The sequence below is a fragment of the Gordonia zhaorongruii genome, from assembly GCF_007559005.1.
In the GTDB taxonomy this organism is placed as follows: domain Bacteria; phylum Actinomycetota; class Actinomycetes; order Mycobacteriales; family Mycobacteriaceae; genus Gordonia; species Gordonia zhaorongruii.
The window spans coordinates 2,394,450-2,417,567 of record NZ_CP041763.1 but is presented as its reverse complement, the minus strand read 5'-3'; the positions used below and the strand labels follow the sequence as shown (position 1 = coordinate 2,417,567).

21 protein-coding genes and 1 tRNA gene are annotated in these 23,118 nt (G+C 66.5%); 14 read left to right on the top strand and 8 right to left on the bottom strand.

Annotation, left to right across the window (positions count from 1 at the left end; all coding sequences use genetic code 11):
* Nucleotides 1-40 precede the first annotated feature (40 nt).
* Entirely contained in the window at nucleotides 41-1,438 is a 1,398-nt protein-coding gene (locus FO044_RS11240; RefSeq protein ID WP_143965666.1) for a zinc-dependent metalloprotease, read from the bottom strand.
* 72 nt (nucleotides 1,439-1,510) lie between these two features.
* Between FO044_RS11240 and FO044_RS11235 the strand changes: the two genes are divergently transcribed.
* Entirely contained in the window at nucleotides 1,511-2,569 is a 1,059-nt protein-coding gene (locus tag FO044_RS11235) for a YlbL family protein (RefSeq protein WP_143965665.1), read from the top strand.
* Here FO044_RS11235 and FO044_RS11230 read toward each other — a convergent pair.
* The gene (locus FO044_RS11230) at nucleotides 2,566-3,123 is read right to left on the bottom strand and encodes a PPA1309 family protein (RefSeq protein ID WP_244945752.1); all 558 of its coding nucleotides are present in this window, start codon (nucleotides 3,121-3,123) and stop codon (nucleotides 2,566-2,568) included. The genes FO044_RS11235 and FO044_RS11230 overlap by 4 nt on opposite strands.
* 168 nt (nucleotides 3,124-3,291) lie before the next feature.
* On the opposite strand from FO044_RS11230, the gene FO044_RS11225 reads away from it, so the two are divergent.
* Nucleotides 3,292-6,288: a UPF0182 family protein gene (locus FO044_RS11225; RefSeq protein ID WP_143965663.1), complete on the top strand. Its 2,997-nt coding sequence runs from the start codon at nucleotides 3,292-3,294 to the stop codon at nucleotides 6,286-6,288.
* A 76-nt stretch (nucleotides 6,289-6,364) separates the two neighbouring features.
* On the opposite strand, the gene FO044_RS11220 is transcribed toward FO044_RS11225, so the two are convergent.
* Nucleotides 6,365-6,655, bottom strand: coding sequence for a hypothetical protein (locus tag FO044_RS11220; RefSeq protein WP_132991948.1), 291 nt, complete (start codon nucleotides 6,653-6,655; stop codon nucleotides 6,365-6,367).
* 180 nt (nucleotides 6,656-6,835) lie between these two features.
* Between FO044_RS11220 and FO044_RS11215 the strand changes: the two genes are divergently transcribed.
* The 8 genes from FO044_RS11215 (at nucleotide 6,836) to FO044_RS11180 (ending at nucleotide 12,754) form a co-directional block, all read left to right on the top strand.
* Nucleotides 6,836-8,083 (top strand): MlaD family protein, encoded by a 1,248-nt coding sequence (locus tag FO044_RS11215; RefSeq protein ID WP_143965662.1) that lies wholly within the window; start codon nucleotides 6,836-6,838, stop codon nucleotides 8,081-8,083.
* Nucleotides 8,084-8,167: 84 nt separating this feature from the next.
* Nucleotides 8,168-8,241, top strand: a tRNA-Met gene (locus tag FO044_RS11210).
* A gap of 137 nt (nucleotides 8,242-8,378) precedes the next feature.
* Nucleotides 8,379-9,005 carry a DUF4178 domain-containing protein gene (locus FO044_RS11205; RefSeq protein WP_143965661.1) on the top strand — a complete coding sequence of 209 codons (627 nt, stop codon included), beginning with the start codon at nucleotides 8,379-8,381 and terminating at the stop codon, nucleotides 9,003-9,005.
* A 6-nt stretch (nucleotides 9,006-9,011) separates the two neighbouring features.
* Complete coding sequence (locus tag FO044_RS11200) at nucleotides 9,012-9,581, top strand: DUF2617 family protein (RefSeq protein ID WP_132991945.1); 570 nt, start codon at nucleotides 9,012-9,014, stop codon at nucleotides 9,579-9,581.
* Nucleotides 9,578-10,132 carry a DUF4247 domain-containing protein gene (locus tag FO044_RS11195; RefSeq protein ID WP_143965660.1) on the top strand — a complete coding sequence of 185 codons (555 nt, stop codon included), beginning with the start codon at nucleotides 9,578-9,580 and terminating at the stop codon, nucleotides 10,130-10,132. The genes FO044_RS11200 and FO044_RS11195 overlap by 4 nt, the downstream gene beginning before the upstream one ends.
* Nucleotides 10,133-10,180: 48 nt before the next feature.
* Nucleotides 10,181-10,606 (top strand): DUF350 domain-containing protein, encoded by a 426-nt coding sequence (locus FO044_RS11190; RefSeq protein ID WP_132991943.1) that lies wholly within the window; start codon nucleotides 10,181-10,183, stop codon nucleotides 10,604-10,606.
* Nucleotides 10,607-10,619: 13 nt separating this feature from the next.
* A complete protein-coding gene (locus tag FO044_RS11185) occupies nucleotides 10,620-12,185 on the top strand; it encodes a polyamine aminopropyltransferase (RefSeq protein ID WP_143965659.1) in 1,566 nt (521 codons plus the stop codon).
* 134 nt (nucleotides 12,186-12,319) lie between these two features.
* A complete protein-coding gene (locus FO044_RS11180) occupies nucleotides 12,320-12,754 on the top strand; it encodes a hypothetical protein (protein WP_143965658.1) in 435 nt (144 codons plus the stop codon).
* Nucleotides 12,755-12,959: 205 nt separating this feature from the next.
* On the opposite strand, the gene FO044_RS11175 is transcribed toward FO044_RS11180, so the two are convergent.
* Complete coding sequence (locus FO044_RS11175) at nucleotides 12,960-13,283, bottom strand: transglycosylase family protein (protein ID WP_132991940.1); 324 nt, start codon at nucleotides 13,281-13,283, stop codon at nucleotides 12,960-12,962.
* Nucleotides 13,284-13,551: 268 nt separating this feature from the next.
* Between FO044_RS11175 and FO044_RS11170 the strand changes: the two genes are divergently transcribed.
* Nucleotides 13,552-15,441: a propionyl-CoA synthetase gene (locus FO044_RS11170; protein ID WP_143965657.1), complete on the top strand. Its 1,890-nt coding sequence runs from the start codon at nucleotides 13,552-13,554 to the stop codon at nucleotides 15,439-15,441.
* Between the two features lie 22 nt (nucleotides 15,442-15,463).
* Here FO044_RS11170 and FO044_RS11165 read toward each other — a convergent pair whose 3' ends face one another.
* The 3 genes from FO044_RS11165 to FO044_RS11155 form a co-directional block, all read right to left on the bottom strand.
* On the bottom strand, nucleotides 15,464-17,176 hold the full coding sequence (locus tag FO044_RS11165) for a lipase family protein (RefSeq protein ID WP_143965656.1): 1,713 nt from the start codon (nucleotides 17,174-17,176) through the stop codon (nucleotides 15,464-15,466).
* A 129-nt stretch (nucleotides 17,177-17,305) separates the two neighbouring features.
* Entirely contained in the window at nucleotides 17,306-18,526 is a 1,221-nt protein-coding gene (locus tag FO044_RS11160; protein ID WP_132991937.1) for an acyl-CoA dehydrogenase family protein, read from the bottom strand.
* Nucleotides 18,527-18,553: 27 nt separating this feature from the next.
* The gene (locus FO044_RS11155; RefSeq protein WP_132991936.1) at nucleotides 18,554-19,921 is read right to left on the bottom strand and encodes an acyl-CoA dehydrogenase family protein; all 1,368 of its coding nucleotides are present in this window, start codon (nucleotides 19,919-19,921) and stop codon (nucleotides 18,554-18,556) included.
* A gap of 143 nt (nucleotides 19,922-20,064) precedes the next feature.
* Between FO044_RS11155 and FO044_RS11150 the strand changes: the two genes are divergently transcribed.
* Nucleotides 20,065-20,724 (top strand): MBL fold metallo-hydrolase, encoded by a 660-nt coding sequence (locus tag FO044_RS11150; RefSeq protein ID WP_143965655.1) that lies wholly within the window; start codon nucleotides 20,065-20,067, stop codon nucleotides 20,722-20,724.
* A gap of 37 nt (nucleotides 20,725-20,761) precedes the next feature.
* On the opposite strand, the gene hisN is transcribed toward FO044_RS11150, so the two are convergent.
* Complete coding sequence (gene hisN / locus FO044_RS11145; protein ID WP_186290538.1) at nucleotides 20,762-21,565, bottom strand: histidinol-phosphatase; 804 nt, start codon at nucleotides 21,563-21,565, stop codon at nucleotides 20,762-20,764.
* Nucleotides 21,566-21,585: 20 nt separating this feature from the next.
* On the opposite strand from hisN, the gene FO044_RS11140 reads away from it, so the two are divergent.
* Complete coding sequence (locus FO044_RS11140; RefSeq protein WP_132991933.1) at nucleotides 21,586-21,942, top strand: hypothetical protein; 357 nt, start codon at nucleotides 21,586-21,588, stop codon at nucleotides 21,940-21,942.
* Between the two features lie 31 nt (nucleotides 21,943-21,973).
* Complete coding sequence (prfB, locus tag FO044_RS11135) at nucleotides 21,974-23,089, top strand: peptide chain release factor 2 (RefSeq protein ID WP_132991932.1); 1,116 nt, start codon at nucleotides 21,974-21,976, stop codon at nucleotides 23,087-23,089.
* The last annotated feature ends 29 nt before the right edge of the window (nucleotides 23,090-23,118 follow it).

Genomic DNA, 23,118 nt, shown 5'->3' with positions numbered 1-23,118 from the left:
GTCACCGGCGCTCCGATCGGTCGACGGTGAATTCCACAGGTCAGGGCTGCTGATCGTCGCCCTGGTCGGAGTCGCCGGTGCCCGCCTCCCCGGTGCCTTCGCTGCGCCGCTTCTCCTCTTCGGCGATCGTGCGCTCGAGCTCGGCCATCGGGTCATCGAACGACGAAGTCCCGCCGCCGATGACACCGTCGATGAACCCGGCGGGGGAGTCGATGTCCTCGGAGTCGGGAAGCAGATCGGGGTGCCCCCACACGCCGTCGCGCACCGTGATGTCGGAGGCTTCGGCGAGACGCCGCCACAGGTCGGCCGCCTCGCGCAGCTTGCGGGGCCGCAGATCGAGTCCGATGAGAGTGGCGAACGCCTGCTCTGCGGGACCGCCGGTGGCACGGCGGCGGCGCATCGTCTCGGTGAGGGCGGGCGTGCTCGGGATGCGGTCGGAGAGCGCGTCCGTCACAACCGTCTCCACCCAGCCCTCGATCAGAGCGAGGATGGTCTCCAGTCGGGCGAGTGCGGCCTGCTGCTCGGGTGTGGTCTGCGGCTCGAAGGAAGCCGCCGAACCCATCAACTCCTCCATCTTCTCGGGATTGCTGAACAGCTCCTGCGGATCGATGCCCTGGGTGAGGTCCGTCATTCCGCTGAAGTCGATGCGGATGCCGCGCGCGTACTCCTCGACCGTGGCGAGGAGGCGCTGCTTGAGCCACGGGACGTGGGTGAACAGTCGGATGTGCGCGGCTTCGCGGGCCGCCAGGAACACGATGATCTCCTGGGCCGGCAGGTCGAGGCCTTCGGAGAACTTCGCGATGGCCTGGGGGAGCAGAACTCCGGTGTGCTCGGGTGCGAGCGGCAGACCGATGTCGGTGGACGTCAGGACGTCTTTCGCGAGCGTGCCGAGACCCTGGCCGAGCTGACTGCCGAACATGCTTCCGCTGAGCTGGGAGATGATGCCCATCATTGGCCCGGCTTGGGCACGTGCCTCCTCGGGCATACCGGCGTCGATGCTCTTCGACATCTGCTCGGCAACCGGATCGCACAGCGTGCGCCATGTGGGCATGGTGTTCTCCAGCCAGTCGACCGGCGTCCACGCGGCCGTCGTCGTGACTCCGGCCGGGAGCGTCGTCTGCTCGTCGAGCCATACCTCCGCGAGGCGAACCGCGTCGGCGACCACGGACTGCTCCTTCTCGAGCATCGGTGTGAAGTCGCCGATCTGCTGCCGGGCGAGACTGGCGGCGACCTCGTAGTTCACCGCGCCGGGAGCGCTGCCTGGGCCCGCCCCGGCGCCCATGCCGCTGAACATGCTGCCGAGCTGATTGAACAGCTGGCCGAGCATCGCGGGGTCGAACCCGCCGGCCGCGCCGGGGTTCTGGCCGGAGTTCTGATCCTTGTCCCGGCCGTCGTCGTCGTTGCCGGAAGCCGAGAATCCGAAGGGAAGATCGTTCATGGCTTCCACGGTACCGGCCCGCGGAAGACTCCCGGCGGGTCCGCGACCTCCGGCTCTATTACCCTGGGCCAGATGGAGAGCACCCGTGGCGGCCGCCGCCGTCTGATCACGATCTATGTGGCAGTGGCATTGCTCGCGCTGTTCATCGGCCTCGGCATGTACGTGCGGGTGCCCTACGTGGCGCTCGGCCCCGGGCCCACGGTCAACACCCTGGGCACCGCCGCACCGGATGATCCGAAGAGCCCCCGCGTGGTCGAGGTCGTCGGGGCGGTCGATCCGACGCCGACCGGACACCTCAACCTGACGACGGTGTCGTTGTACGACGGGATGTCGTTGTTCTCTGCGCTCGGGAAGTGGGTGTCCAGCTCGTATGAGCTCGAGCCGCGCGAGTCGTACTACCCGTCCGATCGCAGCGAGGAGGAGGTCCAGCAGCAGAACGTGGCTCAGATGTCGGGTTCGGAGGATGACGCGACGCTCGCTGCACTCCATCATCTCAGACTGCCGACCGCGGTCGGCGTGAAGCAGATCGTCGACAAGGGGCCCGCGGCACGCGTCCTCCGGGACGGTGATCGAGTGATCACGATCGGTGGCCGGAAGGTGTCCTCGATGGAGGAGATGTCGAAGACGATCGACGCCCACCGACCGGGCGAGCAGGTCGATGTGACGTTCCTTCGTGACGGGAAGGAGCAGACGGCGCCGGTGACCCTCGCGAAGAGGCCCGACGATCCCGCACGCGCCTTCCTCGGTGTCACGATGCGGTCGGTTCCCGCAGATCCCGCGAAGGACATCAAGTACAGCGTGGGCGATATCGGCGGACCGTCGGCGGGGCTGATGCTCACCCTGTCGGTCATCGACCAGATGACGCCGGGCGATCTCTCGCACGGTGATTTCATCGCGGGCACCGGCACGATCGATCCGTCCGGCGAGGTCGGCGAGATCGGCGGCATCAATCACAAGGTCCGGGCAGCGAGTGAGGCGGGGGCCACCGCGTTCCTCGTTCCGGCGGGAAACTGCTCGCTCGCCAAATCCGACGCTCCGGACGGGATCGAACTCCTGAAGGTCGGCAACCTCGATGAGGCGCTGAACGCGCTGAACTCACTCGGCACCGACGAGCAGGTGCCCCACTGCTAGAAGGTCGAGGCGAGAGCGTCGAGCACGTTCGGCGCAAGACTCGGATGCGTCCGCAGATCCGACTCGATACCCGGCTCGTCGTCGGGAGTCGCCCGCAATGACAGCAGTGCCAACCGCTGACCGGTGCGCAACACGCCGGCGATGAGGCGCGCCTCGCGTCGTTCGGGGTGAGCGTGTGCGGCATCAAGCGCTGCGGCGTCCGCGGCATCGGGGTCGGCCAGGAGCGGCTCGAAGGCATCGTCGAGGGTCGTCTCCGCCTCGGGCGGCAGCACCGTGATCTCGTTGACGATCGCGCAGCCGACGACTGCCTCCGGCCACGAGACAGTGGTGAGCAGCGTTTCCAGATCGACGTCACCCGACTCCTGGACGACCGGGCTCAGGACCGAGTCGTCGTCGGGATCCACGACACCCGGCGCCTGCTGCGCCAGCACCGCAGTGGGCACGAGAGCGAACAAGGTCGCCGGTGAACCCCACGGACTGGCGGCGACGTATCCCGCGCACTGGGCGAGAGCATTGCCGAGATCGGCCTGAGAGAATCGGAGCGCGTCATTCACGCGTGCCATTGTCACAGGCAGCCCGCCCCGACGTGAAGTCCCGGCACCTCGGCGGGATGAAACGAGTGCGAGGTCGGTCGGATTCGACCGGATCAGTACTGTGGTCACCAGAGCCGGCGCCTGCTCCGGCGACCGATGCGATGAAACAGGAGTTACAACGTGGTTGACATGCGTGGTCCGACCGAGCGACCGACGCTTTCCCGCAGATCGAAGATCCTGATCGGAATCGGTGTTGCGCTCCTGCTCCTCCTGCTCATCGGACCGCGTTTCGTCGCGATCGCCACCGACTGGATGTGGTTCTCCAGCGTCGGTCACTCCAACGTCATGTCGACCATGGTCACCACGCGCATCGTCGCGTTCCTGGTCGCGGCCCTCGTGGTGGGCGGCATCGTGTTCGCCGGCATCTACGCCGCGTACCGGTCACGACCGGACTTCGTTCCGGTCTCGGGGCCCGGTGATCCCTTGGCGCGCTACCGAGAGATCATCGGCGCTCGGCCGTGGGTTGCCGGAATCGTGCCGGCCGTCCTGCTCGGGCTGGTGGGCGGACTCGTCGCACAGGCCTCGTGGGCCACGATCCAGACCTTCATCAACGGCGAGACGTTCGGCGAGACCGACCCGCAGTTCGGCATGGACATCAGCTTCTACGCGTTCACGCTGCCGTTCGTCCGGCTCATCCTCGACCTGGCTTTCATCTCGTTGGGGGTCGCATTCGTCGGCAACCTGCTGACCCATTACGTGTTCGGGGGCATCCGGCTGGGCGGTGGCGGACGCCAGGGGATGGTGACGCGCGCCGCGCGCATCCAGCTCGCGATCATCGTCGGCGTGTTCATGCTCCTCAAGGCCGTCGGCTACTGGCTCGACCGGTACGACCTGCTGAGCAGTGACCGCCGCGGCGACATCTTCACCGGCGGTACCTACACCGACATCAACGTGGTGCTGCCATCCAAGCTCATCCTGATGGCGATCGCGATCGTGTGCGCGATCGCGTTCTTCGCCGCGGTGGCGTTGCGTGATCTGCGGATCCCGGCGATGGCAACGGTTCTCATGCTGCTGTCCGCGCTTGTAATCGGCGTGATCTGGCCTGCCGCGATGGAGCAGTTCTCGGTCAAGCCGAGCGCGGATTCGAAGGAGGCCGAGTACATCAGCCGCAATATCGCGGCGACCACGCAGGCCTATCGGATCCGGGAAGGCAAGGACGTCGAGTACGTGCGGGACTGGACCACCGAGCCCGCCGATCCGGCGAAGGTGAACGCCGACGAGGCGACCCTCTCGAACATCCGCGTGCTCGATCCGGCTGTGGTGTCCAAGGCGTTCGCGCAGCGCCAGTCGCTGAAGAACTTCTACGGCTTCCCGAATCAGCTCGCATTGGACCGGTACCCGGTCAAGAACGAAGACGGATCCACGGAGATGCGCGACTTCATCGTCGCCGCTCGCGAACTCGACCCGCAGAAGTACGACGACAACCAGAACAACTGGATCAACAAGCACACCGTCTACACGCACGGCAACGGTTTCATCGCAGCCCAGGCCAACAAGGTGGACGAGGCGAGCAGCGACAGCAAGTCCGACCGCGGCGGGCTACCGGTGTTCGAGGTGTCGGACCAGCGGACCATCGGGACCGAGGCGTACAAGAAGAACTCGCCCATCCAGGTGAAGGAACCGCGCATCTATTTCGGCGAGCTGATCTCGAAGGTCGATCCGGACTACGCGGTCGTCGGCTCCGACGACGGCCAGGACCATGAGTACGACGGCGACAACCAGAGCAACACTCACGAAGGTGATACCGGCGTCGCGCTGAGCAACCTGGGAGCGAGGCTGCTGTACGCGGCCAAGTACGGCGAGCGGAACTTCCTGCTCTCGGATGCGATCAACTCGAACTCGCGGATTCTGTACAACCGCGACCCCCGCGACCGCGTGTCGAAGGTCGCCCCGTGGCTCACCACGGACTCGAAGACGTACCCGGCGGTCATGAACGACGGTTCCATCAAGTGGATCGTCGACGGCTACACGACGCTCAAGAACTACCCGTACGCGCAGCGGATGGCCCTCGCCGACGCGACGGCCGACTCTCGTGTGCAGAATGCCGGGCAGACCGGTCGCACGCAGGTGGACGAAGAGGTCTCCTATGTTCGCAACTCGGTGAAGGCCACCGTCGACGCTTACACGGGCGAGGTGGATCTGTACCAGTTCGATGAGAACGATCCGGTGCTCAAGACGTGGATGAAGGTGTTCCCCGGGACGGTGAAGAGCCGGGCCGAACTCGACAAGCAACCTGATCTGCTGAGCCATATGCGGTACCCGGAGGACCTGTTCAAACTGCAGCGTGAACTGCTCCGCAAGTACCACGTCGACAACGCAGCGACCTTTTACCGGTCGAACAACTTCTGGACGGTGCCGTCGGATCCGACTGCTGACGACAACGGTGTCGACAAGCAGCCGCCGTACTACTTCACGGCGGCGCGGCCCGGTGGCACCGAGTCGCAGTTCCAGCTGACGTCGGTGCTCACTGCCCTCAACCGGCCGAACCTGGCCGCATACGTGACGGCGGCGTCCGACCCCGAGGGGTACGGCAAACTCACCGTGAAGGCGCTGCCGACGGCGAATCAGACGATCGGTCCGCGTCAGGCGGCCGAGAACATGAAGACCAACGGCGGTGTCGCCGCCGACCGAAAGCTGGTCGAGGAGACCACCAAGGTGACGTACGGCAACCTGCTGGCGCTCCCGGTCGGTGAGAACGGAATCCTGTACGTCCAGCCGATGTACACCGAGGCGAAGTCGGGCGACTCGGCGATGCCGAAGCTCTACCGGGTGCTGACCTACTACAACGCAGCAGCGGGCGAGGGCAACGTGAACGTCGGTTACGCACCGACCGTGGCCGAAGCGCTCAAGCAGGTCGGCATCAACCCGGCGGCGGCGACCGCGCCGGATGCGGAGAGCAAGGCCCCGCGAGGTGGTGACGAGCAGAACCCCAACGAGGGCAAGCCGGCGCCGGCGCCGACCAGCTCGGAATCGGATTCGCCTGAGCGCAAGGCTGCGGTGGCCGAACTCGGCGCCGCTCTGGGCGAGGTGAAGCGCGCGCAGAGCGGGGGAGACCTCGGGAGCCTCGGTGATGCGCTGAAGAAGCTGGACGCAGCGATCACGAAGTACGAGTCGACCGGCGGCTGATTCGGCCCGGATACGAGGCGGCCCCGGCCGGGAGTGATTCCCGCCGGGGCCGCGTCATGTCGGTGATCCTGGTTCGTCAGCGCACCTTTGCGAGGTAACGGTCGATCTCGGTCTTCGTATTGTCCGGCATCACCGGTGAGTGGTGCAGGTGCCGAGTGAGGTATGAGAAGACCATCGTCGCGAAGACCAGGCACCCGAGCGCGAGCACGCCGTAGGTGATGTTCATGGTCTTGTTGTCGGGCAGATCGGCGAGCGTGATGAGCCACAGTGCCGAGAACGCTCCACCGATGAGCAGGAGCGCGAACGCGATGATGCTCATCGGATGGTTCCCGTGACTCTCGTGGCGGTGAACATCTGGGTCGGCCATGATGCCTCCTCATATCTGGTATCGGTACCCTCACTATACGACGAACGTGAGTAATGTCACATCTATCATTGATTCGATCGATCGATCACGTTTGATCGGTGGAAGTAGCTCCAGGTGAGAGCGGACCTTTACAGTCTGCATTGTCGGATAATCGGGCCGGCTGAATCCTGAAAGGCCGGTATGCCACCGCTCAGTCGTCTGGTGAGAATTCAGCTGCTCCTGATTGCGATTCTCGCCATCGTCGCCACCGCATTCGGCGGGGTTCGCTACGCACGGCTCGATCAGGCGGTCGGCGTCGGCGTGTACCAGGTGACCGTCGCGATGCCGGACGCCGGCGGGTTGTTTCCTCAATCGCAGGTCACGTACCGGGGTGTTCCCGTCGGCCGCGTGAGCGATATGCGCCTGACCGCCGACGGCATCGAGGCGGAGCTCATGCTCGAGTCGTCGGGCGAGGACATCCCGGAATCGGCAGAGGCGTTCGTCGCCAACAGGTCGGCGATCGGTGAGCAGTTCCTGGATCTGCGTCCGGTGTCGGCGGGTGGCCCCTTTCTGCATGACGGTTCACGGATCACGAAGGTGCACTTCCCGCCGAAGCTCGACGAGGTGACCGAGTCGGCCATCGAACTGACGGAGACGGTGCCCATCGACGACCTCCGGACGGTGGTCAGCGAACTCGGTCTGGCGTTCGAGGATCGAGGGGACGACCTGACCAGACTGGTCGACTCACTCGGAGAGCTGTCGGCGACGGGTGTCGAGCACCTCGAAGACACTCTCGGGTTGCTGCGGAACTCCGCGGTCGTACTGGGTACGCAGGCCGAGCAGTCCGACGAGATCCTGTCGTGGTCGAAGAACATCGACGTGGTGACGGCCACGCTCGCTTCCGCGGATCCGGCGGTGCGCAGGATCCTGTCGAACGGGCCGCGTGCGGCGAGCGCTCTGTCGACGTTCCTCCGGTCGAACGGCGGTGACGCCACGAAGCTGATCGGTCAGTTGAGTGGCACGGTGCGCGAGATCGCGCCGACCTCGTTCTCGACTGGGATGACATTCGCGATGCTGTCCTCGTTGTCGGCGAGCAGTCACTCGGTGGCGGGGACCGACGGGCAGATCCACTTCGGCATCGTTCTCGAGACCGAGAACCCGCCGAGCTGCACGCGCGGCTACGAGGGCACGCAGAAGATGATCGACGAGATGAAGAAGAAGGACCCGGACTTCGACGTCAACTACGACGACTTCCCGTTCAACACGGAGGCGCGTTGTGCGGTTCCGACGGGCAGTCCGACCGCTGTCCGCGGTGCGAACAACGCCGATCTGGCGAATCCTGCGTACCGGCAGCCGTGGGACGGCAAGCCGAAGAAGGATGCCGACAAGCTGAATCTGAACCCGATCGCGACACAGCTCGCTCGGCTCATGGGCGTTGAGCAGCGCTGATGGCGAACGTGAGTGTCGTCGATCACGTAGGTGGGCAATCGATTTGCGTGTTCAGTTCACCGCTGTGTAACGTGATCGGTGCAGCGCGGGGTGGAGCAGCTCGGTAGCTCGCTGGGCTCATAACCCAGAGGTCGTAGGTTCAAATCCTGCCCCCGCTACTAAAGGGAAGACCCCTTACTCGACACAAGTCGAGTAAGGGGTCTTCTGCTTGTTCCGCTCATCATCAGGTCCGCTGATCGCGGCCGAGTGATCGATCGGTTTCGGCTGTGAGCGGCCACCCACTAGAGTCCAAAGTGTGGAATTCGTCGTCATCATCCTCATCGCACTGCTGGCCGTCGTCGCCGCTGTGGTGATCATGAAGTACCTGGAAGCGCGTAAGCGGCGCAAAGCCGAGGCAGACGCCTTGCGCGACCGCGCTTACCGCCCGGGCGACCCGTTCTCCACCGCAGACGACGATGCTGTGCGGGGCAATCCGCGCGACCTCACACCGGGCGATCTCGTCGAGATCCGCGGCGAGACCTACGCGGTTCGCGGCACCCTGCGGCTCACCCAGGGCAGCTACGTGTGGACCGAGAACTTCCTCGACACCGGACTGGGTCACAAGGCGTGGATCTCGGTCGAGGACGACCCCGACCTCGAAGTGGTGCTGTGGCAGGAGGTCAACGGCGCCACCGTCAGCCCCGGGCCCTCCACCGTCGAACTTCAGGGCGTTCGCTACACCTCGGACGAGTCCGGGGCGGCGTCGTTCACCTCGGCCGGGACCACCGGGCTCGCGGCGAACGGCCGAGTCTCGTACCACGACTACTCCGCAGGCGACGCGCGCCTGTCGTTCGAGGACTTCGGTCCCGGATGGGAGTGCGCACGAGGCGATGTCCTGCGACGCAGCGAGTACCGCATCTTCCCGTCCAGCACCACCACCTGAGCCGCGATGACATCCGACCTCACCGACGCGACCGTCCCGATCAGCCGCGAACTGCCGGTCGCCTACACCGACACGAGCGCGCACCAGCTCGGCTTCTCGCTGGCCGCGCCGGAACAGGACGCGCTCGCCGTTGCCGACGGTGAGGTCGCCGGGTTCACCGTCTCCCTTCGGCTCCTCGGAGCCAGCCATCAGGTTCTCGCCTCCGGCGGCGGACATCGGCTCTGCGAAACCGTCGCCTGCCTTCCAGAAAACACATCGCCGATGCCGTCGACGTTCCGCGAACCCGGATACCGCTTCACATCTTCCGTCGAGCAGGTGACCGAGGCCGAACTGCACGAGCGCGTCGTCGCACTGGACCGCATCGTCGCCGATCATCAGACCCAGGGGACTCCCGCGCTGATCGGCCGATTCCCCGGATCTCCGCTGGCGGTCACCGCAGTGGTCGCGGCTCCCGGCGAGGGCGGTGTGACGTGGCGGACCTGGCACACCTACCCGCAGACCGGCGAAGTGGTCTCGACGCGCAGTGCGATGAGAACGTGCGACCTGGGAACACCTGACTCGGTGGGAACACGATGACGAATTTCGGAACCGGCGGTGGCCACGGCGGTGGACACGGTGACGACCACGGCGACGACCGCGGCGAGGAGCCTGACCGCAGTCGGAGATGGCGCACCGTGCGCACAGTCGCGATCGTCGTTGCCATCGTCATCGCCGTGTTCGCGCTCGCAGTGACCTGCTCCTCCGGGAACGGTGATGCACGAAACTACGTCACCTCCAACTACCAGCGCGACGCGTCGCTCGATGAGGGTTCGGTCAAAGCCTATGTGGCCGATGGGAATCCGACGAAGGTCGCCGATGAGTTGAGCGACGAGGAGTCGCCGGCCGATCGGCGTGAAGGCGCCTCCGGAACGGGCAACGTCGAAGGCTCCAGGTTCCTCCAGTACCCCGACTACCTGATCGCGCTGTTTCCCCATGCCGGTGACAAGACGCGGGTGATGCTCAGCACCGATTACCGATCGGGCTATCACCATTACCACAGCTACGTCGGCGCCTTCTGGGTCCCGACACCGGCGTTCTCGGGATCGGGATCCGGCTACCGCGGCGGCGGAAGTGGAGCCGGAAAGTGACAGCTCGGATGACCCTACGACCAACCTCCACACAGGACCGGAGCTCACATGTTCGCTGATATGTTCCAGAACGCCTACTCCGCAGGCGCATACGCACTGGTCGGGGTAGCCCTGATGATCGTGTCGTTCGCCCTGCTCGACGTGCTCACTCCGGGCAAGCTGCGCGAACAGCTGTGGCTGGAGCGCAACCGCAACGCCGGGATCCTCGTCGGCTCCAACCTCCTCGCGGTGGCGATCATCGTCGGTGCGGCGATCGTCGCGAGCGAGGGCGGCCTTCTCGAAGGCCTCTTGGACACGATCGTCTACACCGTCATCGGACTGGTCGTCATGGCGGTGACGTTCCTCGTCGTGGACCTCCTCACTCCCGGAGATCTCGGCGAACTCCTTATTCAGCCGGAGCACCATCCGGCGGTGTGGGTGCACGGAGTCCTGCACATCGGGGTGGCGATCGTCGTCGCCGTCGCGATCCTGTGACGCAGTACCGCCGGTGACCGAGGCACTCGAAGAACCGGTCGGCGTCCGTCGGCCACGGCTCGCGCGATCGGCGCTGCTCGCCGTGGTGTTCGTCTGTGCCGCATGCGGACTCGTCTACGAGCTCGCCCTGGTCTCGCTAGGTTCGTTCCTCATCGGCAACACCGCGACCCAGGCGTCGATCGTCCTGGCCGTGATGGTGTTCGCGATGGGCGTCGGTTCGCTCGCGGCCAAACCTCTGCAGTCGCGATCGGTGGTGTCGTTCGCGGCGATCGAGCTGCTGCTCGCGGTCATCGGCGGACTGTCCGTGATGGCGCTTTACGCGTCGTTCGCCTACCTGTCGGCGTACACGCCGGCACTGGTCGTGGTGGCGTTCATCCTCGGTCTGCTGATCGGCGCCGAGATCCCGCTGCTCATGGTGCTGCTGCAGCGGATCCGCAAGCAGGATGCGGGTTCCGCGGTGGCCGACATCTTCGCCGTGGACTACATCGGCGCGCTCATCGGCGGCCTGCTGTTCCCATTCCTGCTGCTACCGGTGTTCGGGCAGCTACGAGGAGCGCTGGTCGTCGGTCTGGTCAACGCGGCGGCGGGGTGCTTCCTGGTGTTCGTCGTCTTCCGCAGGTCGTTGGGGCGCATCGCCCGTGCGGTTCTGGGCATCTCGGCGGTCGGGACGGTGGCCGTCCTGATCGCCGGCTTGGTCTACTCGGCGCAGTTCGAGGTGACGGCCCGCCAGGCGATGTTCCGCGATCCGATCATCGCCGCCGAGCGCAGCCCGTACCAGGACATCGTCCTCACCGAGCGGAAGACACCGCTGGGGGCGGACACGCGTCTGTTCCTCAACGGGGACCTTCAGTTCTCCTCGGTCGACGAGTACCGGTACCACGAGTCGCTGGTCCATCCGGCGATGGCCGGACCGCATCAGTCGGTGCTGGTTCTCGGTGGGGGCGACGGACTCGCCCTGCGGGAGATTCTGACCTATCCGGACGCCGACGAGGTCACCCTGGTCGAGCTCGACCCCGACATGATCGAGATGGGACGCACCGAACCCGAACTCACCGCGCTGAACCGGGGATCGATGAACGATCCACGTGCGCAGATCGTCGCTGCCGACGCGTTCAACTGGCTGCGTGAGAATGCGGACCGATTCGATGTGATCGTCGTCGACATGCCGGATCCGGACGAGTCCGCGACCGCCAAGCTGTACTCGGTGGAGTTCTACGGGCTGGTGGCCGCGCACCTGGCCGACGGCGGACGCGCCGTCGTGCAGTCCGGTTCGCCCTACTTCGCACCGAAGTCGTACTGGTCCATCGAGTCGACGATGCGAGCCGGCGGATTGTCGACGACGCCGTATCACGTCGATGTCCCGTCCTTCGGCGACTGGGGTTTCCACATCGCGAGCGCCGGGGACGAGCCGCCTCGATTGGATGTGGATGCACCCGCGCCGCTGCGGTTCCTCAGCGACGAGGAGCTCGCTGCGGCAGCGGTGTTCCCGCGCGACCGGCAGCGGCTCGACATGGCGCCGTCGACGCTGATGGATCCCCGCATCCTCGGGTACTCCCGCAGCGAGTGGGCGGTGTACTGAGACCTGCACTGCTCAGACCTGCACTGCTCTCCGGCGGTGGTGTCGTCCCCAGCCGGTCGGGCCGGCCGCGGTTCCGCTGATCGTTCGACCCGCTCGGCGAATCTCCGCAGTCTCCGTTATGCGAGAGTGAGGCCATGACGTTGCAGCTCGCCACGCAGGTGGCCCTGATCTCGGCCGGTGTCATCTTCCTGTGGGCGCTGCTTCTCGGCGTATGGAAATTCGTGCAGATCGCACAGAGCCCGGACGGGCATGCCCACATCTACGTCGACATCGCGCACCGCGCGGCCCTGATGTACTCCTTCGCGACAGTGCTCCTGGCGGCGCTCGTGCAGTTCAGTGCCTGGAGCACTGCGGTCAACATCGTCGCGCTGGGCGTCGTGCTCTTCTTCTTCGTCACCGCGATCGGCGCGTACTGCATGCACGGGTTCACGCGGGACACGACGAATCAGATGCATCCGAGCACCCCGTCGATGACGGCGTCGATGGTTGCGCTGATCTTCGGCGAGGTCGGCGGCAGCGTGGTGATCCTGGTCGGATTCATCGTCGAGCAGGCGGGAACCTGGGGATAGCCGGGGACCCGGGGGATAGACAGGGGCCTCGGGGGACAGGCAGGGGCCTCGGGGGAGTGGCCAGAGGGTGCTGGGGGATAAAGGGAGTCCGGGAATAAAGAGTGTGCAGACGCAGACGAGGCCGATCGTCCCGAAGGACGACCGGCCTCGCCGGTACCTGTCAGCGCACGTAGCGCGCCGACGGCGCTCGATCAGCTATCGAACCTCAGAGGTTCGAGCCGCAGACCGGCCATGCGCCGGCACCCTGGGTGGCGAGAACGTTCTCAGCCACGCGGATCTGCTCGGCCTTCGATGCGTCGGCCGGGTTGCCCGAGCCGCCGTTGGCCTCCCAGGTGCTCTGCGAGAACTGCAGGCCGCCGTAGTAGCCGTTGCCGGTGTTGGTCGACCAGTTGCCGCCGCTCTCGCACTCTGCGACTGCGTCCCAGTTGCCTGCCGCGTGTGCGTCACCCGCACCGATGGCGGTGGCGAGCGGTGCGACGGCGAGTGCGCCGGCGAGCACGGTTCCGGAAGCGATCTTCTTCATGTTCATGTATTTCCTCCTTCGGCAGCCGTGTCAGGAAAACCAGCTGCTTTGTGGGCCGGGAGCCAACGTACAAGAGCGAAAAGCTGAGGTCACGCAGGCGAAAGTGGTCCGCAACACAGTTCGCTAGCTGTTGCAAGCGGTCCTCGGTGCACGAATTTGCAGGTCATGAAATGGTTTCGGCTGTTATCGATCCGTAATCAGAAAGAGACGGAATGTGAGCCGTCACACGAAGATAAAGTGACAACGATCACCGATGAATCGCTAGCGTTGAGCCATGACCGGCTATAAAGACGCGTTCATCCGAAGCACCGACGACCCCGAGGGGTTCTGGCTCGACGCCGCGCAGGGCGTCGACTGGATGACACCTCCGACTCAGGCGCTCGACGCCGAGAACCCGCCCATCTACCGCTGGTACCCGGACGCGACGCTGAACACGAGTGCCAACGCACTGGACCGCCACGTGGCGGCGGGGCGGGGCGAGCAGGCAGCGCTCATCTGGGACTCGGCGATGACGTCGACGGTGCGCACCTATACCTATGCGCAGCTCCTGGACGAGGTCTCCCGATTCGCGGGTGTGCTGACCGCTCAAGGGGTGGGGAAGGGCGACCGTGTCGTCATCTACATGCCGATGATTCCGGAGGCCGCGATCGCGATGCTGGCGTGCGCGCGGATCGGTGCCGTCCACTCGGTCGTGTTCGGCGGTTTCGCCGCCCCCGAACTGGCGGCACGGATAGACGACGCCGAACCGGTCGCCGTCGTGACCGCATCCGGCGGGTTGGAGCCCGGCCGGACGGTCGAGTACCTGCCGCTGGTGCGCTCGGCGCTGGAGTCGGCTGCCGCGGGCCCCCGCACGGTGATCGTCAAGGACCGCACCGAGGTGCCGGGGTCGGCCGCCGACTACGAGGGCTGGCTCGACTGGGACGCGGAGACATCGTCGGCGGCACCCGCCGACCCGGTCGAGGTAGCTGCGACCGATCCGCTGTACATCCTCTACACGTCCGGCACCACCGGGAAACCGAAGGGAGTCGTCCGCGACAACGGCGGCCACGCGGTGGCTCTCGCCTGGTCGATGACCAACGTGTACGACATCTCAGCCGGTGACGTCTGGTGGACGGCATCGGATGTGGGGTGGGTGGTCGGCCACAGTTACATCGTCTACGCGCCCCTGCTGGTAGGTGCGACCACTGTCATGTACGAAGGGAAGCCGGTCGGCACGCCGGATGCAGGAGCCTTCTGGCGGGTGATCGCCGATCACGGGGTGGCGGCCCTGTTCACCGCGCCGACCGCGATCCGCGCGATCCGCAAGGCCGATCCGGACGGTGCGGAACTGGTGAAGCACGACGTCTCATCGCTGCGGACGCTGTTCGCGGCGGGTGAGCGACTCGATCCGGACACCTTCGAGTGGGCGTCGAAGATGCTCGACGTACCGGTGGTGGACCACTGGTGGCAGACCGAGACCGGGTGGGCGATCGTAGGGAACCTGCGCGGGCTCGAACCGATGCCGATCAAAGCGGGATCGTCGAGCGTGCCGGTGCCCGGATACCGTGTCGAGATCGTCGACGCACAGGGTGCTCCGGTGGACGCGGGCGCGGAGGGCAACATCGTGGTCCGACTGCCGCTGCCGCCGGGGACCCTCGCCGGTCTGTGGCGTGACGAAGAGCGCTTCCGGGCCTCCTATCTCAACACATTCGACGGCTACTACCTGACAGGCGACTCAGGCTATATAGACAGTGACGGTTACGTCTTCGTTCTCGGGCGCTCCGACGATGTCATCAACGTCGCGGGCCATCGGATGTCCACCGGCAGCATCGAAGCCGTCGTCGCCGGGCACCGGGCGGTTGCGGAGTGCGCGGTCGTCGGGATTCACGACGATCTCAAAGGGCAGCGGCCGTCGGGTTACGTGGTGCTCAAGGCGGGTGTCGAGATCGACGACGACACGTTGCGGTCAGAGCTGGTGACGCGCGTGCGCGACGAGATCGGCGCGGTCGCCACGTTCCGCGACGTGACCGTGGTGACCGCCCTGCCGAAGACGCGCTCGGGCAAGATCCTTCGCAAGACGATGCGGCAGATCGTCGACGGCGAGAAGTACACGGTCCCGTCGACCATCGAGGACCAGGCAGTGCTCGACGAGCTCGTGCAGCAGCTCGGCGCTCAGTCCGACTGACCGCCCCTAATGCAGGAGTGGGTCAGCCCGCCGCGCAGTTGTCGGTGGCGGGCCGACCCTCGAGGCGAGCGCGCGTCCACGTCAGCATGTCGGTGATCGCCGGTGATTCGGTCTCGACGACGCTCATATGCGTCAATCCCGGATACATGTGGAAGTCGACGCTGGTGCCCGCAGTGCACTGGGCGGCAGCGAACTTCTGCTGCCCCTGCGGGTTGATGAGGGGATCGGCCGCGCCCTGGCCGATGAACACCGGCACCGCGAGCCTCGCGGACGGGGTGTTCTCGGTCAGACGCCGACCGAGCGGTCCCTGCGCCGGGGGCTGAGCGTAGGGGTCGTCGCCGAGCAGGAGGGACTCGATCACCGATACGGTCGCCGCGGGTTCGTGAAGACACCGGGTGGCCATGGCGCGCATCGGAAGCCGACTCTGCACCTTCAGGTAGTCGTCGTACTTCACATCAGGATAGGCGCGGCTGTAGCTGTCGATGACGTACGAGGCGAGCAGCGGTCCGCCGGTCATCGTGGTGAGATCGTTCGCCAGGCCGACGAGATCGGCTGCGGGCGCCAGGGCCGCGACACCGTTCACCGTCACATCCGGTGCGTAGGCCGGGGCCAGGATGCCGGACCAGAGTGCCGCGTGCCCGCCTTGGGAATGTCCCCACACGGTCGTCTCGTCGGCGAGCCGGAGCCCAGGCACGTGCCGGGCGGCACGTACCGAGTCGAGTACCGATCGCGCCTCGCCCTGTCCGATGACGTACGGCGAGGGGCCAGGTGTGCCCAACCCGATGTAATCGGTGGCGACCATGACGCCACCGTTCGAGATCACTTGGGGCAGTCCGGGTGTCACGGTGTCGGCGAACGGGTCGGGGAGGAGTGAGACGGCGCATCCCCGGGTGACGCCGGTGGTCCCGTGTGCCCACGCCACCACCGGTCGCGGACCCGCTGGGAGCGTCGCCGGCGCGACCACGAGGGCGCTCGCCAGCGCGGGTTCACCGACATTCCGGGTGGTTGTGTAGAGAATTCGCCACGCCTGCGCGCCCGGCGGGACTCCTCGCTGGAACGGCTCGATGCGCAGCAGCGTGCCGGGAGCTGCGTCCCGGTCGAGTGGGGCCGAATAGAAGCCGTCCGGTGCGGGGGCGGGCCGATGAAGCCCGATGGCGAGCACTGCGAACGGAACGGTGACGCAGACCGCGAGGACGGCTGCGGTCAGGCGGAGACGGCGATGCGCGGTGCGTTCGCGCTCGCGTCGGCCGCGGACCGCTCGGTACCCGAGCGCCAGCCCGAACCCGATCAAGGCCAGTCCGCAGACGAACGCCGCTGCGAAGACCGTCACCCCGGGCCACGACAGTGCGGCGACGGCGAGTGCGATGGCCGACAGTCCGACCAGGGCGTCGGTGACACGCGTGACGGCATCGTCCCCGCGGGCCGCCTCGGCCAGATGGGCGATGCCCCACACGATCAGGCCGACTCCGGTGACGACGGCGACCGCGAGGATCGACAGTCCGGGCCACACGAGGAGCACGGCACCGGAGACGACCAGCGCGGTGCCTCCGAGAACGCGGAGCGCGGCGGCCCCGCGCGGAGTCCGAATCAGCTCGGCCGCGCCGGTGACGATGAGCCCGACGGCGATCGCCACGGCGAGAACCGGGACCGAGTCGAATGGACGGAGCGCGAGTACGACGCCGGTGCCGACCGCGATGACGCCGAGCGCGCCGTCGCGCCCCCTGGGAGGAAGCATGGATCAACAGTAGGCCGCGCCGTCCGGCAGGTCCGGCGAACACGGCAAGGTCCGCGAACGCGGCGACAGGGAAAGAGCCCGCACCGTCTCGACGGTGCGGGCTCTTTCCGGTGCGCGGAGCGCGTCAGATCACTTCAGTTCGGCGCTGCTCTTCCCGAGGACGCGCCGCGCGATGATGAGCTGCTGAATCTGCTGGGTGCCCTCGAAGATGTCGAGGATCTTCGAGTCGCGAGCCCACTTCTCCAACAGGGTTCGCTCGGAGTAACCGAGGGTCGACACGAGTTCGACGGCCTTGTTGGTCACGTCGGTGCCCGTGCGTCCGGCCTTGGCCTTCGACATCGAGGCCTCGAGCGAGTTCGGCTCCTTGTTGTCGGCCATCCACGCAGCACGCAGCGTCATCAGATAGGCGGCCTCCCAATCTGATTCGAGACGGATGAACTCCGCCGCCGCCGCGGGCTGATCCGCTGCCGCACGGTCGTAGTCGATCTCGACGCCCGCGTCCGCGAGGTGCTTGCGGAGTTCTTCGAGCGCCGCACGGGCGACGCCGACAGCCATCGCGGCCACCATCGGCCGGGTGTTGTCGAACGTCTGCATGACGCCGCCGAAACCCTTCTTGACGTCCACCTCGGGCGAACCCAGCAGGTTCTTCGCCGGGATGCGGCAGTCCTCGAAGAGGATCACCGCGGTGTCGGACGCCTTGATGCCGAGCTTGTGCTCGAGCCGCGCGATGGTGACACCCGGGTGGTCGCGGGGGACGACGAAGCTCTTGATCGCGGCGCGACCGAGGCTGCGGTCGACGGACGCCCAGACCACGATGTGGCTGGCGCGCGAACCGGCGGTCACGAAGATCTTCTCGCCGTTGAGGACGTACTCGTCGCCGTCCCGGCGTGCGGTGGTGGTGACGGCCGCCGAGTCCGAGCCGAAGCTCGGTTCGGTGATGGCCATCGACGCCCAGACCTCGCCGCCGAAGCTTTCGATCTGCTCGTCGGTCGCGACGGCCGCGATGGCCGCGTTACCCAGGCCCTGGAACGGGATGGACAGCATCAGGCCGACGTCGCCGTACGACGCCCACATCGAGTTGAGGACGGACTGCATGTTGCCGCCGTTGGCGACGTACCCCTCGGGGCGCTCCTTCTGGACGTCGCCACGACCGCCGGCCGCACCTGCGCCCGCCTGACCGGCGGCCGCGAGGCCGTTGTACAGATTGGCCAAGGTGTCGAGCTCCACCGGGTACTCGTGCTCGGCGAGGTCGTACTTACGGCTGATGGGCCGGAAGATCTGCAGGGCCGCGTCGCGCGCCTGGTCGATCGTGCCGTGCAGCTTCTTGGGCAGTTCGAGATTGATTGCCATGGGACTCTCCTTCACGCACGCCGTCCGTCAGAGGACGACGATGCCCTCGCCGATGCCTGCACCGCGCAGGTCGCGGTACCAACGCTCCACCGGGTGCTCCTTGGTGAAGCCGTGACCGCCGAGCAGCTGGATGCCGTCCAGGCCGATCTGCAGCCCCTTGTCGATGGTCAGCTTGCGGGCCAGCGCAGCTTCGCGGGCGAACGACAGATCCTGCTCGGCGCGCGACGCACCGCGCAGGGTCACCAGACGAAGGCCGTCGAGTTCGGTCGCCATGTTCGCGACCATGAAGGCCACCGCCTGGCGGTTGGAGATCGGCTCGCCGAACGCCTCGCGCTCGTTGACGTAGGGGATGACGTAGTCGAGGACGGCCTTGCCCGTGCCGACGGCCAGTGCCGACCAGCCGAGACGGGACAGGCGCACCACGTTGCGGTACGCGGTGGCGGCTTCCTCGCCGTCGACCTCGCCGAGCAACCCGGCTGCCGGAACCGAGACGTTGTCGAGGTTCAGCCGGCCCATGCCCGCTGCGCGGACGCCCATGCCGGGGTCGGCCTCGACCGACAGTCCGTCGGTGTCGGACTCGACGATGAACAGTGCAGGACTGCCGTCGAGCTCGGCGCCGACGATGAACAGCTCACAGCTGCCCGCTGCCGGTACGAACGACTTGACGCCGTTCAGCGTGAAGCCGTCACCGGAGCGAGTGGCCTTCGTCGACAGCTTGAACGCATCGAACAACGGGCGCGGCTCGGCGATGACCACTGCCGACGTCGGGACGTTCTCGCCCGCGTAGTCGGGGAGGTACGTCCGCTGCTGGCCGTCGCTGCCGAAGTTGGTGAGGGTGGAGGCGACGCCGCTCGGTGCGAGCAGCGGCAGGGCCAGCCCCATGTCGCCGTAGGCCATCGCCTCGGCGACGAGTGCGTTGGTGACGACGCCGCGCTCGGTGGCCGCGCCGTCGAACGTCTCGGGGACGTTGATCATCGTGATGCCGAGCTCGGCGGAGCGCTTGAGGATGTCCTCGGGAGCGGTGGCGGCGTTATCGGCGTCGTACGCGACCGGGCGCAGGATCTCAGTGGAGAAGTCACGGACGGTTTCGGCGATCATCGCCTGCTCTTCGTCCGGGTTCAGATTGAAGTACCCCTTGGACGGCGTTTCCGGGCGCTGCGGTTTGCCGCTGCCGGTGGCCTTGGCGAATGCGCGGTTGGCGGCGCCCAGGGTCTTGAACCCGGTCTTGGTGCCTTCGTAGGCGACACGGTTGATGGGCTCGCGCAGACCGTACTTCTCGGCGATGTCCGATCCGGTGATAGCGGTCAGCACGCGCATCGCGACGCCGATCGGAGTGCGCTTGTGCGGGTGTGCGCCGACGGACGAGGTGTCGCGGGGCTCGGTGTTCGTGGTCATTTCCTCACCAGTGTCTCGAGGGGCAGAACGGGTGGAGCAAAACTTCTTACTCCCTAGTAAGAACAGACCTTACTCCTCGGTAAGAACCTTGTCACCCCTCAACTGCGAACGCAGTTCCCGTGGTGGGAAGTAGGTTCGAAGGCATGCTGATCACTCACCTGAGACATTCCTGCGTTCTCGTGGAGCACGACGGCACCCGAGTGCTGTTCGATCCCGGCACGTTCGCCGCCGGTTTCGAATCGTTGACCGGTCTCGACGCCGTGCTGATCACCCACCAGCATCCCGATCACGCCGACCCGGAGCGTCTCCCGGCGCTCGTGGCCGCGAACCCCGATGCCGTCCGGTACGCGGATCCGCAGACCGCGAAGCAGTGGAACGAGCGTGGCGATGCAGGGGAGTGGAAGGTCATCGGTCCCGGCGAGGAGATTCGCATCGGCGCGTTCGCCGTGCGGGGGACCGGTGGGCGGCACGCGGTCATCCATCCGAGCATCCCGGTGGTCGACAACACCGCGTACATCCTCGACATCGACGGGAAGCCCGGAGCGTTCTGTCACCCCGGCGACAGTCTCTACATCCCCAGCGAGCGGATCGACGTGCTGGCGCTACCGGCGGCCGCGCCGTGGCTCAAACTGAGCGAGTCCGTCGACTATCTGCGGGGAGTCGCACCGCGCATCGCGTTCCCCATCCATCAAGCGGTGCTCTCCGATGCCGGGTGCGGCGTGCATAACGCGCGGATCTCCGAGATGGCGCCGGAGGGAACCGGTTTCACCGTGCTCGAGACGGGGGAACCGGTCGAATTGTGATGCCCAGCTCGGGGTGGCCGGCTCGGGACACCCGGCGTCAGCGCAGGGCGGTGAGCACTTCGTCGTGCAGGAGTCCGTTGCTCGCGAGCGCGCTGCCGCCCGCCGGGCCGGATTCGCCGTCCAGGTCGGTGAAACGGCCGCCGGCCTCCCGGACGAGGACGTCCACCGCAGCGAGGTCCCACAACGACACCTCCGGTTCGGCGGCCACATCGACCGCGCCCTCGGCTACCAGGCAGTAGTTGAAGAAATCGCCGTAGCCGCGAACGCGCCACACGCGGTCGGTGAGGTCGACGAACGCATCACGGATGCCGCGATCCTTCCACCCCGACAGGCTCGAGAAGGCGAGCGACGACGAGGCGAGCTCGCCGACCGCGGAGACCGTCAGGGATCGGGGCAGGCCACCGTCGCGTGAGGTGAACGCACCGCCGCCTGCCGCGGCCCACCAGCGCCGGTTCAACGCGGGAGCGCTCACGACTCCGACCACGGGCACCCCGTCGTCCAGAAGTGCGATGAGCGTCGCCCATACCGGCACTCCCCGCACGAAGTTCTTGGTGCCGTCGATCGGGTCGATCACCCATTGCCTGCCGGACGGCGCGGCGTCGCCGCCGAACTCCTCGCCGAGCAGTGCATCGTCCGGACGGTCCTGCGCGAGAGTGTCACGCAGCAGCTGTTCGCACGCGAGGTCGGCGTCCGAGACGGGAGTCAGGTCCGGTTTGGAGTCCACTCGCAGATCCAGCGCACCGAATCTCGCAGTGGTCAGCGCATCCGCCGCGTTCGCCGCGGCCAGTGCGAGGCGGAGGTCGGCGGCGTAGGCGGAGGCATTATCAACGACTGGGTTCACGATCGCCTAGGGTAGCGGGTATGCCGACCTGGATTCCCGTGCTGTTCACAGCATTGCTCGTGATCAGTGTGATCGCGCTGTTCCTGGCCCGTCGCGGGCACAGCTTCAGCGGGCCCGTCGATGCGACGAGCGGATACCAGCAGGGCACCCTGACCGTCACCGGGCTCGGCCGCGACAACGCCGCCGATAAGAACGGACAGAGTTACTGCACACTCAGCGGCATCGTCATCGGTCCGGAGATCCCACCCACCGAGGTGTACGGGACCCGCGTTCTGTCGGCCGACGAGCCGCGCCCGTACGTCGGACTCGACCTGCCGGTGGTCTACAAGCCCGCCAAGGTCTCCTCGACGTGGCAGTTCGGTTCGCTGACCGTCTGACCGCCGGGGCCACCGGGTAGCCTGGATAACCGTGCACCCCGAAGCTTCAGCCGACCTCGAATCGCTCGACGCCACCTTGACCACGGTCGAGAAGGTGATGGACATCGAAGAACTCCGTCGCCGGATCGACGAGTTGGAGATGCAGGCGTCCGATCCCGACCTGTGGAACGACCAGGACCATGCGCAGCGGGTGACCAGCGAGCTCTCGCACGCGCAGTCCGAGTTGCGGCGTGTCGGCGAACTGCGTTCGCGCCTCGACGACCTGCCGGTCCTCTACGAACTCGCCGAATCCGAAGAGGGCGAATCGGGAGTGGCGGCCACCGAGGACGCCGACACCGAACGCGTCGACCTGCGCAACGACATCGAGGCGATGGAGGTCAAGACGATGCTCGCGGGCGAGTACGACCCGCGTGATGCGCTCGTCAACATCCGCTCCGGAGCGGGCGGCGTCGATGCCGCGGACTGGGCTCAGATGCTGATGCGCATGTACACCCGTTGGGCCGAGCAGCATGGATACTCCGTCGAGGTGTACGACACGTCGTACGCCGAGGAGGCCGGTCTCAAGTCGGCGACGTTCGCGGTGAAGGCGCCGTACATGTACGGGACCCTCTCGGTGGAGCAGGGCACGCACCGGCTGGTCCGCATCAGCCCCTTCGACAATCAGGGGCGACGCCAGACGTCGTTCGCGGAAGTCGAGATCCTGCCCGTCGTCGAGAAGACCGACCACATCGACATCGACGAGAACGACCTGCGCGTGGACGTGTACCGCTCATCGGGTCCCGGTGGGCAGTCGGTCAACACCACCGACTCGGCGGTGCGCCTGACTCATGAGCCGACCGGCATCGTCGTCACCTGCCAGAACGAGAAGAGCCAGCTGCAGAACAAGGCGGCCGCGATGCGCGTGATGCAGGCCAAGCTCCTCGAGCGCAAGCGTCAGGAAGAGCGTGCGCAGATGGATGCGCTCAAGAGCGACACCGGAGCGAGCTGGGGCAACCAGATGCGCTCGTACGTTCTGCACCCGTACCAGATGGTGAAGGATCTCCGTACCAACGTGGAGAGCAACAACCCGAGCTCGGTCCTCGACGGCGACCTCGACAAGTTCATCGAAGCGGGCATCCGCTGGCGCATGGACGAAGTGGAGGCGTGAGCCCGATCGCGGTCGTGACGCGACCTCGA

Coding starts and splice junctions, on each gene's coding strand:
- FO044_RS11150 (WP_143965655.1), top strand. CDS start 20,065: ATGCTGATCACTCACCTGAGACATTCCTGCGTTCTCGTGGAGCACGAC.
- FO044_RS11160 (WP_132991937.1), bottom strand. CDS start 18,526: ATGGCAATCAATCTCGAACTGCCCAAGAAGCTGCACGGCACGATCGAC.
- FO044_RS11165 (WP_143965656.1), bottom strand. CDS start 17,176: ATGCTTCCTCCCAGGGGGCGCGACGGCGCGCTCGGCGTCATCGCGGTC.
- FO044_RS11170 (WP_143965657.1), top strand. CDS start 13,552: ATGACCGGCTATAAAGACGCGTTCATCCGAAGCACCGACGACCCCGAG.
- FO044_RS11240 (WP_143965666.1), bottom strand. CDS start 1,438: ATGAACGATCTTCCCTTCGGATTCTCGGCTTCCGGCAACGACGACGAC.
- FO044_RS11215 (WP_143965662.1), top strand. CDS start 6,836: ATGCCACCGCTCAGTCGTCTGGTGAGAATTCAGCTGCTCCTGATTGCG.
- FO044_RS11140 (WP_132991933.1), top strand. CDS start 21,586: ATGCCGACCTGGATTCCCGTGCTGTTCACAGCATTGCTCGTGATCAGT.
- FO044_RS11155 (WP_132991936.1), bottom strand. CDS start 19,921: ATGACCACGAACACCGAGCCCCGCGACACCTCGTCCGTCGGCGCACAC.
- FO044_RS11190 (WP_132991943.1), top strand. CDS start 10,181: ATGTTCGCTGATATGTTCCAGAACGCCTACTCCGCAGGCGCATACGCA.
- FO044_RS11200 (WP_132991945.1), top strand. CDS start 9,012: ATGACATCCGACCTCACCGACGCGACCGTCCCGATCAGCCGCGAACTG.
- FO044_RS11220 (WP_132991948.1), bottom strand. CDS start 6,655: ATGGCCGACCCAGATGTTCACCGCCACGAGAGTCACGGGAACCATCCG.
- FO044_RS11180 (WP_143965658.1), top strand. CDS start 12,320: ATGACGTTGCAGCTCGCCACGCAGGTGGCCCTGATCTCGGCCGGTGTC.
- FO044_RS11195 (WP_143965660.1), top strand. CDS start 9,578: ATGACGAATTTCGGAACCGGCGGTGGCCACGGCGGTGGACACGGTGAC.
- FO044_RS11235 (WP_143965665.1), top strand. CDS start 1,511: ATGGAGAGCACCCGTGGCGGCCGCCGCCGTCTGATCACGATCTATGTG.
- FO044_RS11225 (WP_143965663.1), top strand. CDS start 3,292: ATGCGTGGTCCGACCGAGCGACCGACGCTTTCCCGCAGATCGAAGATC.
- FO044_RS11175 (WP_132991940.1), bottom strand. CDS start 13,283: ATGAACATGAAGAAGATCGCTTCCGGAACCGTGCTCGCCGGCGCACTC.